Annotated in this window: 10 protein-coding genes and 1 pseudogene; 10 read left to right on the top strand and 1 reads right to left on the bottom strand. The window is 59.9% G+C overall.

The genetic code is table 11. From position 1 onward, the window contains the following. Positions 1-4 precede the first annotated feature (4 nt). The 3 genes from ABC395_RS18240 (at position 5) to ABC395_RS18230 (ending at position 1,444) form a co-directional block, all read left to right on the top strand. The gene (locus ABC395_RS18240) at positions 5-535 is read left to right on the top strand and encodes a DinB family protein (protein ID WP_413005243.1); all 531 of its coding nucleotides are present in this window, start codon (positions 5-7) and stop codon (positions 533-535) included. A gap of 127 nt (positions 536-662) precedes the next feature. Next, the gene (locus ABC395_RS18235; protein WP_413005241.1) at positions 663-1,112 is read left to right on the top strand and encodes a NucA/NucB deoxyribonuclease domain-containing protein; all 450 of its coding nucleotides are present in this window, start codon (positions 663-665) and stop codon (positions 1,110-1,112) included. A gap of 56 nt (positions 1,113-1,168) precedes the next feature. Continuing rightward, the gene (locus ABC395_RS18230; RefSeq protein ID WP_413005239.1) at positions 1,169-1,444 is read left to right on the top strand and encodes a hypothetical protein; all 276 of its coding nucleotides are present in this window, start codon (positions 1,169-1,171) and stop codon (positions 1,442-1,444) included. A 68-nt stretch (positions 1,445-1,512) separates the two neighbouring features. On the opposite strand, the gene ABC395_RS18225 is transcribed toward ABC395_RS18230, so the two are convergent. After that, positions 1,513-1,866, bottom strand: coding sequence for a hypothetical protein (locus ABC395_RS18225; RefSeq protein WP_413005237.1), 354 nt, complete (start codon positions 1,864-1,866; stop codon positions 1,513-1,515). 122 nt (positions 1,867-1,988) lie between these two features. Here ABC395_RS18225 and ABC395_RS18220 point away from each other — a divergent pair, with 122 nt between their 5' ends. From ABC395_RS18220 to ABC395_RS18190, 7 genes and pseudogenes are all read left to right on the top strand, one after another. Then, entirely contained in the window at positions 1,989-2,912 is a 924-nt protein-coding gene (locus tag ABC395_RS18220) for an AEC family transporter (RefSeq protein WP_413005235.1), read from the top strand. 227 nt (positions 2,913-3,139) lie between these two features. Continuing rightward, positions 3,140-3,574: a GNAT family N-acetyltransferase gene (locus ABC395_RS18215; RefSeq protein WP_413005233.1), complete on the top strand. Its 435-nt coding sequence runs from the start codon at positions 3,140-3,142 to the stop codon at positions 3,572-3,574. A 206-nt stretch (positions 3,575-3,780) separates the two neighbouring features. After that, the gene (locus tag ABC395_RS18210) at positions 3,781-4,005 is read left to right on the top strand and encodes a spore germination protein (protein ID WP_413005231.1); all 225 of its coding nucleotides are present in this window, start codon (positions 3,781-3,783) and stop codon (positions 4,003-4,005) included. 124 nt (positions 4,006-4,129) lie between these two features. Continuing rightward, on the top strand, positions 4,130-7,711 hold the full coding sequence (gene addB / locus ABC395_RS18205; RefSeq protein WP_413005229.1) for a helicase-exonuclease AddAB subunit AddB: 3,582 nt from the start codon (positions 4,130-4,132) through the stop codon (positions 7,709-7,711). Next, complete coding sequence (gene addA, locus ABC395_RS18200; protein ID WP_413005227.1) at positions 7,708-12,534, top strand: helicase-exonuclease AddAB subunit AddA; 4,827 nt, start codon at positions 7,708-7,710, stop codon at positions 12,532-12,534. The genes addB and addA overlap by 4 nt, the downstream gene beginning before the upstream one ends. A 76-nt stretch (positions 12,535-12,610) precedes the next feature. After that, positions 12,611-13,799 (top strand): annotated as a pseudogene (locus ABC395_RS18195) (exonuclease SbcCD subunit D). A 15-nt stretch (positions 13,800-13,814) separates the two neighbouring features. Further along, entirely contained in the window at positions 13,815-17,441 is a 3,627-nt protein-coding gene (locus ABC395_RS18190) for an AAA family ATPase (RefSeq protein WP_413005225.1), read from the top strand. The last annotated feature ends 264 nt before the right edge of the window (positions 17,442-17,705 follow it).

Genomic DNA, 17,705 nt, shown 5'->3' with positions numbered 1-17,705 from the left:
TGGTTTGGTAACGTTTAAAGATATCGTGCCTTATATGGATAATGTGCGCCGGCAGCTTACGGAAGTGCTGGACTCGTTCGGTCCGGACGAGAAACAGCTCCGCGAGAGGCCGGACGGCTGGAACGTGACCGAAGTGGTGGAGCATCTGGCGAAGCTGGAAGGGATGATCCTGTACCAGCTTAAGCAGGTTTTGGGTCAGACGCCGGCTGGACCGTCCGAGCCGCTGGACGAGAAGGTGACGGACGTGATGGGCATTCTTCAAGCCAGCGGCATTATCGGCAAAAAGATCGAAGCGCCAAACCCGGCCAAGCCGACGGGCGCCGTGTCTTACGAAGAAGCGCTGCAAAAGCTGGACGAAGTCCGCGCGGCGACGAAGGCGCTTATTCCGAAACTGGCCGAGCGGAACACCAACGATCTCCTGTTCCCGCATCCGTCGGGCTTTGAAATGAACGCCGCCCAGTGGGCGCATTTTATCGCCATCCACGAGACGGCCCACGTTAATCAGCTCAGAAGAATCCGCGAAGCCAACCGCTGATACGGCGGCGGCCGGCGGAATAAACCGCTCGGGGCGAAGCCCTGCGGCGGTTTTTTTGCGTCCGGAAAGCGCGTTTGTATGATACAATGGCAAAGATCGCCACTCTATAGAAATTCGGATGGACACCATGACCCAAACACGAAAAAAGAACAAGAAAACGGTCTCGATCTTTCTTTTTCTGCTGATTGTACTCGTCTCGGTCGTCGCCCAAAACACCGGTCTGTTCGACGGCGGGGCGGGCAAGAGCCCTGCAGCCGATCTGACGATCTATTTTCCGAGCGACAAATATCCGGAAACCGCCAAACATATCAAGGACGCGGTGGCAAAAGGCGCATCGCCTGTCTGCACGATCGACCGCAAGGGAGCCGATGAGAACCGCAGGCAGTCCCTGGCGGGTGTCGCGACCAAAAAAAATTACGACCGCGACGAATGGCCGATGGCCATGTGTGCCGAAGGCGGCAAGGGAGCGGATATCGCTTATATCAAACCTGCGGACAACCGGGGAGCCGGATCGTGGATCGGCAATCAGCTAGATAAACTTCCCGATGGAACGCGGGTCGAGATCGTGGTAAAGTGAAGAGTCGGAACGTTATTGACGGAATTTAATTTGGACAAACAGGGGAGTTAATGAAGATGGGTAAAAGAAAGAACGCAGGCAGCGAGTCGCTGGACAAGCTGGATTACCGGGTTAAGGTCCTTTTAAAAGAATGGGCCGGACTCAGCGGCTTTTACGGCTATAAATCCATGAGCCTGGACGAGATTCTGGAACTGTTGAATACGGAAGGCTGGGAAACCAGAGTCGATAAATCGGATCCTTCCGTTAGAAGAGTGGTTATGATTAAAGAAGATACCGTGCGGAAGGCGAAATTTTTCCTGGATGACAAAGGAAGAGCGCTAAAGGCCGATTAAAAACAAGCGAAAACAAAAAACAACCACTGAAGAAACGATCAGTGGTTGCTGCGTTTTCCGGCGTCCGTCTAGAAGGACGGATAAAGACTGACGGGACCCAGGCTGCCGTAACTGCCTTGAAACTCTCCTTTAATCACATACGTTCCCGGCGACAAGTAACCTACGGTAAATTCTACCGGGCTTGCTACGGCGGGGCCGATAGTCACGTTTTTGGAGAAGACAGGGCTCAGCTGTCCGTTGGGGCTTTTGGAATAAACCGTTAGCTGGACGATCTCGTCCTTTGTACTCCACAGCCCTACGCTCGCTTTGTGCGGCGCTGCCTGGCTGACGTACAGGTCGGGGGATACGGCCGTGTAGGCTGCCGATGCGTTAGCGGTAAAAGCGAAAAAAACGGCAAAGATCAGGACGGCGATTTTTTTCATTCGTTTACCTCCTTTCTGTTTATAAGGGGAATTAATTATATTTGCTCCTGGTTATTTTACCATATATAGGGCTTATTGTCTGATTTATCTTTCCCGACTAACTGACGAGAAGTGATGAAAGCATGACGTATTTTATACATATCTTTCTGAATAATATCATGCCGCTGGCCGTGATGATTGTGATCGGCGCGGTGATGTTCCGGGCTTTTCACCTGGATATCAAAACGTTGTCGAAATTGAATTTTTACGTGTTTGCTCCCGCGCTGGTTTTCGTCAAGCTGTACGAATCGGAGCTGTCCGTGGCGATTCTCGGTCAGGTGCTTTTGTTCTTCCTGCTGTTTTTCACGGCTATTACCGTGATGACCGAAATATTCGTGCGCATCCGGAAGTACAAGGGCGGAATGAAAGGAGCCATGCGCAACAGCATTATTTTTTACAACAGCGCCAATTATGCGATTCCGCTCAATCAGATGGTATTTGTCGGTGACGCGTTCACTTTGTCCGTGCAAATGATCGTGATGATGATGCAGAATCTGCTGCCCAATACGCTCGGCGTCTATAATGTAAACGCACACAAGAGCAACTGGAAAGATATCGTGAAAACGGTCGCTTATTTGCCGACGATTTACATGATTCCGCTCGCTTTCGTTCTGCGCCACTTTCAGATCCCCGTGCCTCAGCCGCTTAGTATTCCGCTGCATTATATCGCGGACGGGTTTATGGCGACGGCGCTTCTCACCCTGGGTGTGCAGCTCGGCGGCATGAAATGGACGTTCCGGTTCTCCGACGTGCTCTGGTCCAATTTCCTGCGGCTGTGCATGGGCCCGCTGATCGGTCTGGGCGTTGTATACGTGCTGGGACTTCACGGCGTGATGGCACAGGCGCTTGTCCTGTCCTGCGCGGTTCCGACCTCCCTCAGCAGTGTCCTGCTCGCGGTCGAGTACGACAACGAGCCCGAGTTTTCTTCACAGGCCGTGTTTATGTCAACCGTGCTCAGTATGTTTACGGTTACGCTCGTGATTTACCTGCTGCCTTATATCGGATAAACGGGCCGGACGTAAACCTGGGACACTTCTTGCAAAAGAGTGCCGGACAACCGGGGGCAGTCAGCCGGACAGCCGTGCACGTATTACTTGACGATGATGCAGGCATGCTTGTAAGAGACGCCGCGGGTCAGCCGGACGATAAGAGCCGGGCGCAGGACAAAATAAGACATCGGACATTTACAGGTCCTTATTTTACGAATGTTACGGATACGAATGGAGGGATTTCCATGCTCAAAAACATAAAATCGCAGATGGACGAGGAGAATGTAAGGGAACTGCTCGGCTATGCCGTGTTTCCGGACCCCGAATCGGTGGACAAGACGGTGGAATTCTACGGGCAGGCACCGGAGCGCGAGCTGTACGGCTACGAATCGGAGGGAGACCTGATCGGTTTGATCGGTTTTTCGGCGGATGCGGAAGGGACGCTGACGATCCACCATCTGGCGGTGCATCCCGAGTGCAGGGGAGCCGGCTACGGCCGGGGGCAGATCCTGGAGCTGATCGAGCTGAAAAAGCCCCGGGAGATCGTGGCGGAGACGGACGAGGACGCCGTCGATTTTTACCGCAGCATCGGATTTACGGTAAGTTCGCTGGGAGAGAAATATCCCGGCACGGAAAGATTCGTCTGCCGCTACGAGGCGGAGCCGGAAGACGAAGAGTAGGCGGACCGCTTTCGTTCCGGGATGCGGCGCATGCTTTTCGAGACACAGGTGATAAGAAGGGCGGTCCCCGGACCGCTTTTTTTTATGCGCAAAAAGTTCTGCCCGCCGCCGTGCTGCCGTCTCTATAACGAAATGAAAAGCGCAGTGACACATGGGCGGGAGGATACATACGATAGTACACGGCCATCAGGTTTGGAGGGGTTCGGATGTTGGGTTCAATTATCGGGAGCATCAAAATAAACAGTGTCTCTAACAGCTCCAATGTACAGATCGGAAATGCCGCCTATATCGTGATGTCCAGCAACAACAAAATGAACGGAGGAAGCAACTCGTTCTCCCCGGGTGACAGTTTCGGCAGCATTAACAATGTTCCCAATAACATTACGAATGACCGTGATGTCATCGAAGGAAACAGCGCCGCCGCCGTGTAAAATTGGAAATAGTCCCATGTCCGCCCGCTTGCCACCCCTCTCGCAACTTATGGTACAATAGAGCGATAGAGAACATAGATTCCCCATAGGGGCAAGTAACAAGGCGAAAGGGGCGTGCCCGAAAATGCCCGTACGTTTTATAACCGGCCGTGCAGGGAGCGGCAAAAGCAAGCTCTGCATGGATGAAATCATAGAGAACTTGAAAGACCGGCCCGAGGGGCCGCCCTTGATTCTGATCGTTCCCGAGCAGGCGACCTTTCAGACGGAACTGGCGCTTGTCGATCACCCCGACGTGGGAGGAACGATACGCGCGCAGGTGCTCAGTTTCCGCCGTCTGGCCTGGAGGGTGATGCAGGAAAGAGGCGGAACGGCCCGCCAGCCGATTGACGATGTGGGGAAAAAGCTGCTGCTTCACAAGCTTTTACATAAGCGGAAGGGCGATCTGCGCTTTTACCGGTCGGTATACGAGCAGACAGGCTTCGTCGACCGTCTCAATGACCTGTTCGCGGAGTGGAGGCGCTACTGTGTGACGGGAGAGAGTCTCCACGAGCATGTGGACCGGTACGACGATTTTCTCGGCAGTAAGAAGCAGCTCCTGCGGGACAAAATGCGGGATCTCCAATTGATTTACGGGGCTTTCGAACACGAAATTTCGCTCCGCTATCTCGACGGGGAAGGGACGCTCGCCAAGCTGGCCGAAGAGCTGGGGCAGTCTTCGCTTATCCGGGACGCTCAGATTTGGATCGACGGGTTCCACGGCTTTACGCCACAGGAGCTCATGGTGGTGAAAGAACTGTTTCAGCACGGTGCCCGGACCACGGTGTCGCTCTGCGTGAACCGGCCTTACTATGCCGGAGAGATTCCGGACGAGCTGGATTTGTTCCACCCCACGGCAAGGACGATGGTGCAGCTCCAAGAGCTGGTGGATGCCTTAGGCGCCGGACCGGCCGAAACGGTCACGGTCCAGCCTGCCCTGCCGCCACGGTTTGCCGCAAGCCCCATGCTCGCTCATCTGGAGAGCTCGTTCGAACAGCGGATCGGGCGTTACGGCAGCCCGTATCTTCCGGCCGGGCCCGGCGAGCGGGAGCAGCTGTCGCTGTACGCCGCCGTCAACCGCAGGGCCGAGGCCGAAGGCGTGGCCCGCGAGATGACGAGACTGGCCCGTGAGCAGGGAGTGCGCTGGCGCGATATGGCCGTGATGGTCCGCAATATGGCGGACTACGAGGATTTGCTGGAGACCGCTTTTACCGATTACGGGATCCCTCACTTTTTTGACCAGAAAAGAACGGTGCTGCATCACCCGCTTGCGGAGTTTATCCGCTCGGCTCTGGAGACGGTTTTGCATAACTGGGGATATGATGCGGTATTCCGCTGTGTAAAAACGGACCTGCTCCTGCCTTGGAACGGCGACGCCGAAGACGGGGCAAAGACGCTGACGGAGCAGCGGGCGGCGATGGACCGCCTGGAGAATTACGTGCTTTCCTACGGGATCCAGGGAAACCGCTGGACCGACGGCAGGCCGTGGACGCACCGCAGCCGGGCTTCGCTTGAAGACGAAGAGAAGGCGGCGAATGAAGCGGAGGAGCTGTATCTGCAGGAAATTCAGCAGACCCGGGAATGGGTGGCGGAACCTCTGCTGCGTTTTCAGAAAAATCTCAAGCGGGCCAAAACGGTCCAGTCGCGAACGCAAGCGCTGTACGAGCTTCTCGAAGACGTGCACGCGCCGGAGCGGCTGGAGCAGTGGCATGACGAGGCGGTCGCAGGCGGCCGGCCGGAGAAAGCCCGGGAGCACAGCCAGATATGGGGCAGCCTGATGGACCTGCTCGATCAGCTTGTGGAGCTGATGGGCGAGGAAGAAATATCGGCCGAACTGTACGGCGAGCTGCTGGAAACCGGACTGGAGAGCATCAAGCTCGGTCTGGTTCCGCCGGCGCTCGACCAGGTTCTGGTCGGAAGCATGGACCGCACCCGTTCCATGAAAATCCGGTACGCGTTCATACTCGGCGTCAGCGACGGAGTCATTCCGGCGTCGCCGACGGAGGACGGCGTGCTGGCCGAAGCGGAGCGTGAGCTGCTGCTGCAGACGGGACTGCCGATGGCGGACGGCAACCGCCGGCGGCTTCTCGACGAGTCCTTCCTGATCTATTCTTCGCTTGCCGTACCGAGCGTACGGCTGTCTTTGTCTTATCCGCTCGCCGATGAAGAAGGCAAATCGCTGCTTCCTTCGGAACTGATCCGGCAGGTGAAGGGATTGTTTCCCGAACTGCGGGAAATCCAGTGGATGGGCGAGCCTTCGCCGCTTATGTCCGCGGAAGAGCAGCTTTCCTATATGCAAAATCCGTCGCGGGCCATGTCTTACCTCGGTGTCCAGCTCAAGCAGTGGATGAGAGGAGCGGCCATCGGGGACTTGTGGTGGGGCACCTACAACTATTTTGCGGGAGAGCCGGAGTGGAAAGGCAGCATGAACCGCCTCGTTCAGGGGCTGCTTTATGCCAACCGGGAGGACAAGCTGCCACGGGAAACGAGCCGTCTTCTGTACGGGCGTCATCTCCGTGCGAGCGTATCCCGGATGGAGCGCTACGTAGCATGCCCGTTCGCCCACTTCCTGACGCACGGCCTCAAGCTCAAAGAGCGCCGGGTGTTTCGTCTGGAAGCTCCCGATATCGGGCAGCTGTTTCACGGTGCGCTCAACTTGTTCGTGCGCGGTCTTCAGGAGGACAAGGTCGATTGGGCGAGCCTGAGCACGGAAGAAACCTACCGCCGCACATCCGACGTCGTGGACCGGCTTGCACCACGGCTGCAAGGCGAAATTCTCCTGAGCTCGAAGCGGTACAGGTATATTTCCCACAAGCTGAAGCAGGTCGTGGGCAAAGCGGCCGTCATGCTGGGCGAGCACGCGAAGCGCAGCCTGTTTTCACCGGTGGGGCTGGAGATCGATTTCGGACCGGGCGGCATGCTGCCCTCCCTGACTTTCCAGCTCGACAACGGATGCACGATGGAAATTATCGGCCGGATCGACCGGGTGGACCAGGCGCAGGGAGACAGCGGTCTGCTGCTGCGCGTGATCGATTACAAGTCAAGTCCGACCGCGCTGGATTTGTCCAGTGTTTACTACGGTTTGTCTCTTCAGATGCTCACCTATCTGGACGTGATTCTGACTCATGCGACCCAGTGGCTCGGCATGAGCGCGACACCGGCGGGGGTGCTGTATTTTCACGTGCACAATCCCCTGCTGCAATTTACGAACGGCATGACCGTGCAGGATGTGGAGAAAGAACTGCGCAAACGGTACAAGATGAAAGGACTCCTTATGGCGGATCCGGAAATCGTGAAAATGATGGACAGCGACCTTGCGGGCGCAGCGGGCCACTCCCAGCTCGTCCCGGCCGCCTTGTCCAAGGACGGAGGCTTTTACAAATCGTCCTCCGTCGCTTCGGAAGAGCAGTGGGATACCCTGCGCGGTTATGTGCGGGACCGGATCCGCGATATCGGCACGGAGATTACGGAGGGACGGGTGGATATCACCCCGTACCGCACGGGCAATAAAACGGCCTGCCAGCATTGTTCTTACAAGGCGGTGTGCCAATTCGATCCGGCGCTGGACGGCAACGAGCCCAAACATCTGGCCAAAATCGGACGCGAACGCGTCTGGGCCGAACTTACCAGGAAAGAGACGGGAAGCGGAAAGGAGGAGCAAGACCGATGACAACGACACCGAGAACAAAACCTGCGGGAACCACATGGACGAACGAACAGTGGGACGCCATCGCCCTGCGGGGACAAAACATGCTTGTGGCGGCTGCGGCCGGTTCCGGGAAAACGGCCGTACTGGTCGAGCGGATTATCCGCCGCATTTCCGACGAGGCTGCTCCCCTTGATGTGGACCGTCTGCTTGTCGCGACCTTTACGAAGGCCGCCGCATCTGAAATGAAGCAGAGAATACGGGAGGCGCTGGAGAAAGAACTGACGGCGAATCCGGATTCCCAGCACTTGAAGCGCCAGCTCGCCTTGATGGGGCGGGCTTCCGTGACGACCCTTCATTCCTTCTGTCTGGAAGTGATCCGCAGGCATTACAGCCTCATTCGGCTAGATCCCGGGTTCCGGATCGCCAATGAAACGGAAGCGGAATTGATGCGGCATGACCAGCTCGAAGATATGATGGAACAATACTACGGAGAAAGCGGAGAAGACAGCCCGTTCTGGCGGCTGGTCGATACGTTCGGCGGCGAGCGGAGCGACGTTCCTCTTCATCTGCTGATCCAAAAGCTGTACGACGAGTCGCGGAGTCATCCGTGGCCGGAACATTGGCTGCGCGAGATGGCGAACATGTTCGGGCCGAAGAACTATGAACTGATCACGGGAAGCGATGCTCCCGGCGAAGACGAGCGGACGGCCGCCTTGGCGGAAGTAAGCGAAGGCTATGCGGAAGCGGCTGCGGCCGTTGATGCGGCTGCGAATCCGCCTGGGGCAGGAACCACGGAGGACGCCGCTTCGGCGGATGAGGTGGTTCCTGCGCAGCATCCGGCGGCCGAACGGACGCATCCAGCCGATCCGGACGGCAGGGAGACGACCGAACGGATGGCGGCAGGGCGGGCAGAGACTTCGGCGGCTTTGGGGCCGGATGGCCTTAAGCAGGAGCCGGTGCCTGAAGCTGCGGTATCCGGGGCGGCTTCTTCGGCAGATATCGAAGGTTCCCAAAGCGAGGGGGCCGAAAGCGCGCTTGCTGCGGACAATCAGGTTAACGCTGAACGGAGCGATAATGCAGGAGAAGGGGCAGGCGCTTCAGCGGAGTTCTGGCTTAAGGGGCTCACCGACGATGTCCGCCTGGAGCTTCATGGGACCGCCGAGCTTTTGAAGCAGGCTCTTGAAATTACCGGTCAGCCGGGCGGCCCGCTTCCTTACGCGACAGCCGTGCAGGATGACCTGACCATGGTCGAAGGACTGGCGGATATCGCCGGGAGCCACCCGTGGGAGATCCTGTTCCTGGCGTTTCAGTCCGTGTCTTTCGGCAAACTCAAGCCGTGCAAGAAAGACGAAGTGGACCCGCAGCTCCAGGAACAGGTGAAGCAGCTGCGCAGCCGGGCCAAGGAACGCATTACTTCCCTCCAGGAAGAATTGTTCGGGCGGCCGCCGGAGAAGTTTCTGGAGGAAACGCGGGAAATGGCGCCCGTCATTCACGCGCTGGTCGATCTCGTCATCGACTTCGGGGGACGCTACAGCAAGGCCAAGGCCGCCAAGGGACTGGTCGATTTCGCCGATCTGGAGCATTTCTGCCTGCGTATTCTGCGCGCCGAAGAGTCTGCGCCGGATCATCTGGTTCCCTCGCGGGCGGCGCTTGAATACAGGGAGCAGTTCGCGGAGGTGCTGCTTGACGAATACCAGGACACGAACCGCGTCCAGGAAGCGATCGTCGAGCTGATTGCCGAGCCGCTCCCGGGCAACCGCTTTATGGTCGGCGACGTGAAGCAGAGCATTTACCGCTTCCGTCTGGCGGAGCCGGGGCTTTTTCTGGAGAAGTACAAAAGCTTCACCGGGGACGGCAGCGGTCCGGGAAGACGGATCGACCTGGCCCGGAACTTCAGAAGCCGGGCGGAGGTAGTCGATGCCGTCAACTTTATTTTCCGGCAGATCATGAACGAGGGCGTCGGCGACATTGCTTACGACGAGCGGGCGGAGCTGGTGAACGGCGCGTCTTATCCTGCGGCCGAAGGCCAGAACCTGTCGGTCGAAATGATGCTTATCGACCGTGCGGCGGCCGCACAGGCGGCCGCAGGTGAAGAGGCCGATGCGGAGGAAGCGGCCGGAGAGATTTCGTCCGATGAGCAGGAGGGCGAGCCGGGAGGCATTCTGGAAGGCCAGGAGCTGGAAACCGCTCAGATGGAAGCGCGGGCAATCGCCCGTAAAATACAGGCCATGCTGGATCCGCAGGACGGGCAGCCTTACCTCGTGTACGATAAACGGTCGGGTTCCATGAGGCCTGCCACGTATCGGGATATGGTTATTCTGCTGCGCGCTACCCAGCAGTGGTCGCCGATTTTTATAGAAGAATTAAGGCAGCTTGGGATACCGGCTTATGCCGATTTGAATACAGGGTATTTTACGGCGACGGAAGTCGAGGTCATGCTTTCCCTGCTGAAAGTGATCGATAACCCGTACCAGGACGTTCCGCTCGCGGGTGTCCTGCGTTCTCCGATTGTCGGCCTGACGGCGGATGAACTGGCTTCCCTGCGTATTTCGGGCAAAAATATCCCGTTCTACGAGGCGGTCCGGTCCTACGCCCAAGGAAACCGTCCCCTGGGAAACGCAGACGGCGGAAACGGCTTGGGGGATGCTGCCGAGTGGAAGCCGGACGAAGAGCTGCGCGGGAAAATCGCCGACTTTCTGCGGCGCCTGGAAGAGTGGCGGAGCGAAGCCCGGCAGGGAGCACTCGCCCGTCTCATCTGGAAGGTGTACGGGGATACCGGCTATTTCGACTTCGTGGGAGCGATGCCCGGAGGACAGCAGCGCCAGGCGAATCTCCGGGCTCTCTACGACCGGGCGAGGCAGTACGAGAACACTTCGCTGCGCGGTCTGTTCCGGTTTCTCCGCTTTATCGAGCGGATGAAAGACACCGGAGGCGACCTCGGGACCGCCCGGGCGCTGGGCGAGCAGGAAGACGTCGTGCGGATCATGTCCATCCACAAGAGTAAAGGACTCGAGTTTCCGGTCGTTTTTGTAGCCGGACTCGGCAAAATGTTCAACCAGCGCGACCTGCTCGACCCGTTCCTGATCCACAAGGAACTGGGCTTTGGTCCGCGCTTTGTGGATACGAAGCTGCGGGTCGGCTATCCGACTCTTCCGCAGCTTGCGATCCGGCGCCGGATGCGCACCGAGACGCTTGCCGAGGAGCTTCGCGTCTTGTATGTGGCGCTGACCCGGGCCCGGGAGAAGCTGTTCCTGCTCGGCACGGTCCGCTCGCTGGACAAGCAGCTCCAGGGCTGGGGCCGGAACCTGGAGAAGGACGGCTGGGCGCTTCCGGACGACGAAGTCGCGCGTGCGCGAAGCTACATGGACTGGCTGGGGCCGGCTCTCGTGCGGCACAGGGATGCGTCTTTGTGGAGAGAGAAGGCCGGGCTTCAGGAATACATTCCGCCGGCGCTGGCGGCAGACGGCTCCACATGGAGCTTTGAAGTGATTGCGCCCGAGGAGCTGGCGGCTATGGGCAAAGCCGACGAATCCGTCACGATACAGGGGGACCGGCTGGAGGCGTTGAAGCACCTGAACAAGGTGCCGACTTTTACCGGGGAATGGGACGTTGCGCTTGCGAAATCGCTGTCGTGGACGTATCCGTTTGCCCAGGCGACCGCTTATTTTTCCAAAACGTCCGTATCCGAGCTGAAAAGACAGGCAGACCGCACGACGGCTTCCGATCACGAAGAAATTCCGTCGGCCGAGCTGCTGCCCGCAACGGGTAGCGGACTAATACTGCCGACCCGGCTGCTAAAAATGGCGGGAGCGGCGGAAGCTTCCCGGCTGAACCGGGAGCACTCGCCCGGTATGCCTGTCTTACCGGGCGACACGCAAGGGAGCCTTACCGGAGGGAATTCGCTTATCCGTCTGACGACGTTTATGGACGGCCCTGCGCTTACAGGGGCGGAAGAACGGCACGAGCGGGAAGCGGCCGAGACGCGGGACGCACAAGAGCCGCAAGAGACGCGGGATGCGCAAGACATGCAGGACATGCAAGACATGCAGGACATGCAAGACATGCAAGACACGCAAGACACGCGGGATACGCAAGCGGCAGGAAACATGCAGGACGGGGAAAGGCCGCAGCTTACACAAGCGGCATGGGACGCGCATGAACCGCAAGCGGCAGAGGACACTCAAGCAGCTAGCGAGCTGATTGAGTCTCCCGGTGAAGCAGGCGGGGAAGCTGCGTCCGGTGCTGCGATACCGGGTACGCCTTCGGCTGCTTCCTCGGCAAGAACGTCGCTTCTGAGACGTCCCCGTTTTATGGAGGAGAAGAAATTGACGTCGGCGGAACGGGGAACCGTTTATCATGCCGTCATGCAGCATATGCCGCTGAAGGAAGTGACTCCGGCGGCGGTGGAAGCCGTCATCCGGGATATGACCGATAAAGAACTGCTTACCCCGGCCCAGGCGAGAGCAGTGGATAAGGACATCCTTGCGGGCTTTTTCCGGACGGAAATCGGCTCGAAGCTTGCCGCCTCTACCCGGGTATGGCGTGAAGTGCCCTTCAGCCTGGGGCTTCCCGCCGGCCGTGTCTATCCGAATGCGGATGCGTCGACCCGCCAGGAAACGGTGCTTGTACAGGGCGTGATCGACTGCCTGTTCGAATATGAGGGGCACCTGATTATGCTCGATTACAAGACGGACCGTGTCAAAGGCGTAGGCCTTGAAGCGCTGCGCGAAAGATACCGGGTTCAGCTCGGTTTGTACGGGCAGGCGGTGGAAAAAATCTGGAAGCGCAAGCTTGGGGGAACGTACCTGTTTTTCTTTGACGGCGGGCACGTGGTGGAAATTTGAATAAAAGAGGCCGGACGAACCGCTCGGTAAAGGCGGGCCGGCCGTTTACAGATACAATCAGATTTGGGGGATTGGTATGCGCATACTGCACACCGGTGACTGGCACCTGGGGAGAACCCTGGAAGGGCGGAGCCGGTTCGAGGAACAGGTTGCTTTCGTGGACGAACTCGTCCGTATTGTCAGAGAAGGGAATATCGATCTCGTGCTGCTGGCGGGAGACGTGTATGACACCGTCAATCCGCCCGCCGCTGCGGAGCAGCTTTTTTATGACGCCGTGTCCAGGCTCGCCGAGGACGGCCGGAGGGAGGTTGTCGTCATTTCGGGCAACCACGATCATCCCGACCGTCTGGGGGCGTCCTCCCCGATTGCCAAAGCGCAGGGAATCACCCTGATCGGGCTGCCGAAAGCGGGCCTCATGGAGATCGGAATTCCGAGAACCGGGGAAAAGGCCAAGCTGTTTGCGCTGCCGTATCCGTCCGAGTCGAGGCTGGGCGAATTGCTTAGCGACGATGCCGGCGAAGAAGTGCTAAGGAAAGCTTACTCCGAGCGGGTAGGCGAACTGGTCAAGGCCCAAACGGCGGGCTTTCGTCCCGACACCGTGAACCTGATCATGAGCCACATCTATGTGCTCGGGGGAAAAGAAAGCGAATCGGAGCGTCCGATTCAGGTCGGCGGCGCGTACACGGTCGATACGTCGGCACTCGATGTCGGCGCGCAGTATGTGGCGCTCGGCCACCTGCATCGTCCGCAGACGCTTAAAGGGCAGAGTCCCATCCGCTATTGCGGTTCCCCGCTTGCCTACAGCTTTTCCGAAGCGGGACAAGCCAAATCGCTGACCGTTCTGGACGTCAAGCCCGGGGAACCGGCTTCGATTGAAGAAATTTATTTGACCTCCGGCCGCCCGCTGGTGAACTGGAAAGCGAAGGAAGGGCTGGCGGAGGTGCACCGCTGGCTGGACGAAGGTCGGGACGCGAACGCGTGGATCGACCTGGAAATTCACATCGCGGAAGCGATGTCGCTGCACGACATTCAAGCCCTGCGCAAGGCGCACGGCGGGTTTATCCATATCAAACCGGTCTATCCGCAAGCTGCAGCCGGCCGAGGAAGAAGCCGCCGCCCTGTCGAGCGCGGGTCTGCCGGTGGATGAGCTGTTCCGCCGTTTCTACGAGCGGCAGACGGGAGGAGCCAAGCCCGAGCCCGAACTCGTGCAGCTCTTCATGGAGCTGCTGCAGGATCATCCGGACGGCCCCGAGCAGGCCGAATAAAGGGAGGCGAAACGTATGCGTCCGATACGGCTGCAAATATCCGGTCTGCAAAGCTACCGGGAAACACAGGAAATCGATTTTACACAATTGTGTGATGCCGGCGTGTTCGGTATTTTCGGTCCGACGGGAAGCGGAAAATCTTCCATTCTGGATGCCCTGACGCTGGCGCTTTACGGCAAAGTCGAACGGGCTTCCGGCGGTACGCAGGGCATCATGAACCATGCCGAAAATACGCTGGCGGTCTCGTTCACTTTCGAGCTCAGCCATCCGGCAGGCGCCGTCCGGTACCGGGTGGACCGGCAGTTCAAGAGAGGATCGGACGTTTCGGTCACGAATACCGTGAGCCGTTTTGTCGAACTCAGCGGGGAGGAGCCGGTCGTGCTGGCCGATAAATCCACGGACGTGACCAGCCGGGTCCATCAGGTGCTCGGTTTGTCCATGCAGGATTTTACCCGCGCCGTGGTGCTTCCCCAGGGAAAATTCGCCGAATTTCTTTCGCTGACCGGCAAAGACCGGCGGCAGATGCTTCAGCGGCTATTCCATCTCGAAGCTTACGGAGATCATCTCAGCGCCCGCGTAAGCGGCAGGCTGAAAGAAGCCGACGGCCTGCTTAAACAGATCGCCGCCGAGCAGCAGGGGCTTGGAGACGCGTCCGAGGAAGCGCTGGCCGGGGCTGCCGAAAGGCTGAAGGAAGCGTCGGGTCATGCCGCCGCCCAGCGCAAGCTTTTTCAGCAGGCGTCCGTCCGCTATGAAGAGATGAAGCAAATTTTAAGCGTGCAAAAGGATGAACGGCAGACGGAGCTGGAGCTCCGCAAAACCGAGGAGGAAGAGCCCGGAATCCGGCGGCGCGAAGAAAGTCTGAAGCGTGCGGAGGAAGCGGAGAAACTGCGTCCTTACGTCGAGCACGCGGAAACTTCGGCCAAAGCCGAAGCGGAGCGCCGCGGACGGATCGCTCAGGCAAAGGAACGGTCCCTTCAGGCCGAAGTCAAGTTAGACACGGCCCTGCAAGCGTCCGAGCAGGCACGGCAGGAGCTGGCCGATCGCGAGGAGCCGCTGCTGATCCGGCTGGAGCATTTGAACCAGGCCCTGGAGCAGGAACGGCAGCTTGCCGATCTGCACAAACAGTGTGACGGGCTCAAAACGAGCGAGGAACAGCTCTTAGCACAGCTTTCCGCTGTGAAAGAGGCGTTCCGGAAGGAACAGGAGACGAAGGAAAAAGCGCTGGGCAAACAAGCGGAGCTGAAAGAAGCGCTGAAAAAAGTAGAGGTCGGCTACGAGCAGCGCAGCCTTCTCCAGGAAGCGTGGGACGCCAAGAAAGAGCTGGATATGCAGAAGCGCCAGCTCCAGGAACTCCGGCAGGAGACCGGCGTCAGACGCCGGACGATGGAGGCCGGGGAGGGCGAGCTTGCGGCCCGCGCGGGGGAACTTACCGCATGGACGGAGCATTTTGCCCGCTGGCTCGGCGAACTCGGCGCCGGACGGACGGAAGCCCGGGAGCTGCGTAAACAGCTGACGGAGCAGGAAGAAGCGGCGGCCGGGCTGCTCCGGGTCCGCAAACGGGAAGACCGTGAGCGCGAGCTTCGCAATCTGGCCGGGAAACTGGCTCATGAGTTGCATGAAGGGCAGCCCTGCCCCGTTTGCGGGGCTTTGGAGCATCCGGCTCCATACCGTGAAACGGAGGACGGAGGGGAGCCGGCATCTCCCGGAATGGAAGAGTGCGAATCGCTCCTTCGCGTCATCCGGGAAGCGGGACTGGCGGCCGATCGTCACGTATTCGGGCTCGACAGTCTCGCCAAGCGGGCGCTTGAGCACGAACGTGCCGGGACGCATGATCCGTCCGTTGCCCTTAACGAATCCGCTGCCGTTCTCGGAGCCGGGACCGGTTCCACGGGTGAAACCGGTCATGCGGCAGCGGAAGCGGCCCGCATGCTGGCGGAAGCGGCTGCGGGGATTCAAGCGGAACCGGAGCTTCCGCCGGAGGCGTACCCGGCAGGTTCCGCGGGCGGGGACGGCGGAGCCGGCAGCAGCGAAGCAGCTGTCATAGCGGATGCAGAGAGCGGCGCCGCCGGCGAAAAAGCCGGAATTTCCGCCGAGGAGGCTCTGCGGCAATTGGCCGGTTTCAAGCGGCTGGAAGCGGAAACCGGGCGTATGGGCCGCTTGGCGGCAGAACTCGAAGCCGGCTTCCAGGCTCTCCTGAAACGGCTGAAGCCGCTTGAAGCGGGCATGCAGGCGGCCGGGGCGGAGCTGCGCACGCAGCGCGCGGCCCTGCAGGCCGAAGAAGCCAAAGCGCAGGCGCTGGAGCAAAGCATCCGCGGCCGGGAAGAAGCCTGGCAGCGGCAGTTCGGCGCCAGGGGTCTGGAGCTGGACGCCGTAGAGGCTCACCTGAAGCGGCTGAACGAGCAGGAGCGCCAGGCGGAAGAGCTGCGCGGCCGCATCGAGAAGAGCATCCCGTTCATCGACGGGGTGCTCGCGAAGATCGAGCAGCTCCGCACCGAAGCGGCGGAGCTCGACAAAACCGCCCTGCAGCTTGCGACCAAGCTGCAGGGACTGTCCCAGCTCGCCGCCGAGAAGGCGCAGCAACTGCACGACCGCGTCGGCGACGAGCCGGTGCCGCGCCAGATCGCGGCGGCCCAAACCGAGCTCGACGCGCTCCGCGGCCGCGCGGGGCAGACCCGGCTCGCGCACGAGCAGGCCCGCCGCGAGCAGCAGGAGGCGGCCCAGGCGCTCAGCGCCGCCGAACAGGCCGCCGCTTCCGCCGCCGGGCAGCTCTCCGAAGCGCTGGAGCGGCTCGAACGCGCGCTGGAGCCGTCCTCTTTCGCGGACGCCGAAGCCGTGCGGGGCGCGTACGTCGCCGAAGCGCAGCGCGCCGAGTGGAGCGCGGAGGCCCGGCGTCACCGCGAGCGCGAGCAGACGCTCCGCTCCCGGCTCGCGCAGCTGCGGGAGCAGCTTGCCGGGCGGACGGTCAGCGAAGCCGACTGGACCGGCATGCTGCTGGAGCTGCGCGAAGCCCAGGAGCGCGATGAGGCCGCGCTCGCGGTCCGCGCCAAAGCGGAGCGCGACTGCGAGGAGCTGCAGGCGAAGCACGAGCAGTGGCGCCGGCTGGAAGAGCGGCGCAGCACGCAGCAGACTTTGCACGGACGGCTGGCGAAGCTGCAGTCCGTGCTGAAAGCGAACGCCTTCGTCGAGTTCCTCGCGGAGGAGCAGCTGATGCAGGTGAGCCGGGCCGCTTCCCAGCGGCTCGGGCAGCTCACCCGGCAGCGCTACGCGATCGAGGTGGACTCCGGCGGCGGCTTCGTCATCCGCGATGACGGCTCCGGCGGGGTGAAGCGCCCGGTCGGCACGCTGTCCGGGGGCGAAACGTTCCTGACGTCGCTGGCGCTGGCGCTCGCTTTGTCGGCACAGATCCAGCTCAAGGGCGAAGTGCCGCTGGAATTTTTCTTCCTGGACGAAGGGTTCGGTACCCTGGACCAGGATCTGCTGGATATGGTGGTCACTTCCCTGGAGAAGCTTCACATGGACCGGCTCGCGGTCGGCGTCATTTCGCACGTGCCGGAGCTGAGGGCCCGGCTGCCGCGCAAGCTGATCGTCGAGCCCGCCGAGCCGTCCGGCCGCGGCAGCCGGGTAAGACTGGAGCTGCTGTAAGGCTGGAGAATCCTTAAACGGCCGCACTCCGAGATCCTGTCCGCGTTTTCAGACTCGCGGGCGGTGCCCCTTTTTCAAAAAAAAGATAACGGTATTCCCGGTTGTCCTGGAAACAGGGCCAGAAAGCACATTCCCCGTTTAACGGTGCGGATGTGCTTTTTTTTGCAGAAAAGGCGGGGGCTGTTCACGTTTCATTCAAGCGATGTTCACATCTGCCTCGTGTCCTGTGACTTTTCTCACATCTGCCGGGTACGGAAGACGTTT

Origin of the sequence: Paenibacillus canaveralius, assembly GCF_047238265.1 — a bacterium.
Taxonomy (GTDB): domain Bacteria; phylum Bacillota; class Bacilli; order Paenibacillales; family NBRC-103111; genus Paenibacillus_F.
This window is presented reverse-complemented; position numbering and strand designations above follow the sequence as displayed.

Bases quoted from the DNA above. Each gene is read 5' to 3' on its own strand.
- ABC395_RS18235 (WP_413005241.1), top strand. From the start codon at position 663: ATGACCCAAACACGAAAAAAGAACAAGAAAACGGTCTCGATCTTTCTT.
- addA (WP_413005227.1), top strand. From the start codon at position 7,708: ATGACAACGACACCGAGAACAAAACCTGCGGGAACCACATGGACGAAC.
- addB (WP_413005229.1), top strand. From the start codon at position 4,130: ATGCCCGTACGTTTTATAACCGGCCGTGCAGGGAGCGGCAAAAGCAAG.
- ABC395_RS18220 (WP_413005235.1), top strand. From the start codon at position 1,989: ATGACGTATTTTATACATATCTTTCTGAATAATATCATGCCGCTGGCC.
- ABC395_RS18210 (WP_413005231.1), top strand. From the start codon at position 3,781: ATGTTGGGTTCAATTATCGGGAGCATCAAAATAAACAGTGTCTCTAAC.
- ABC395_RS18230 (WP_413005239.1), top strand. From the start codon at position 1,169: ATGGGTAAAAGAAAGAACGCAGGCAGCGAGTCGCTGGACAAGCTGGAT.
- ABC395_RS18225 (WP_413005237.1), bottom strand. From the start codon at position 1,866: ATGAAAAAAATCGCCGTCCTGATCTTTGCCGTTTTTTTCGCTTTTACC.
- ABC395_RS18215 (WP_413005233.1), top strand. From the start codon at position 3,140: ATGCTCAAAAACATAAAATCGCAGATGGACGAGGAGAATGTAAGGGAA.
- ABC395_RS18190 (WP_413005225.1), top strand. From the start codon at position 13,815: ATGCGTCCGATACGGCTGCAAATATCCGGTCTGCAAAGCTACCGGGAA.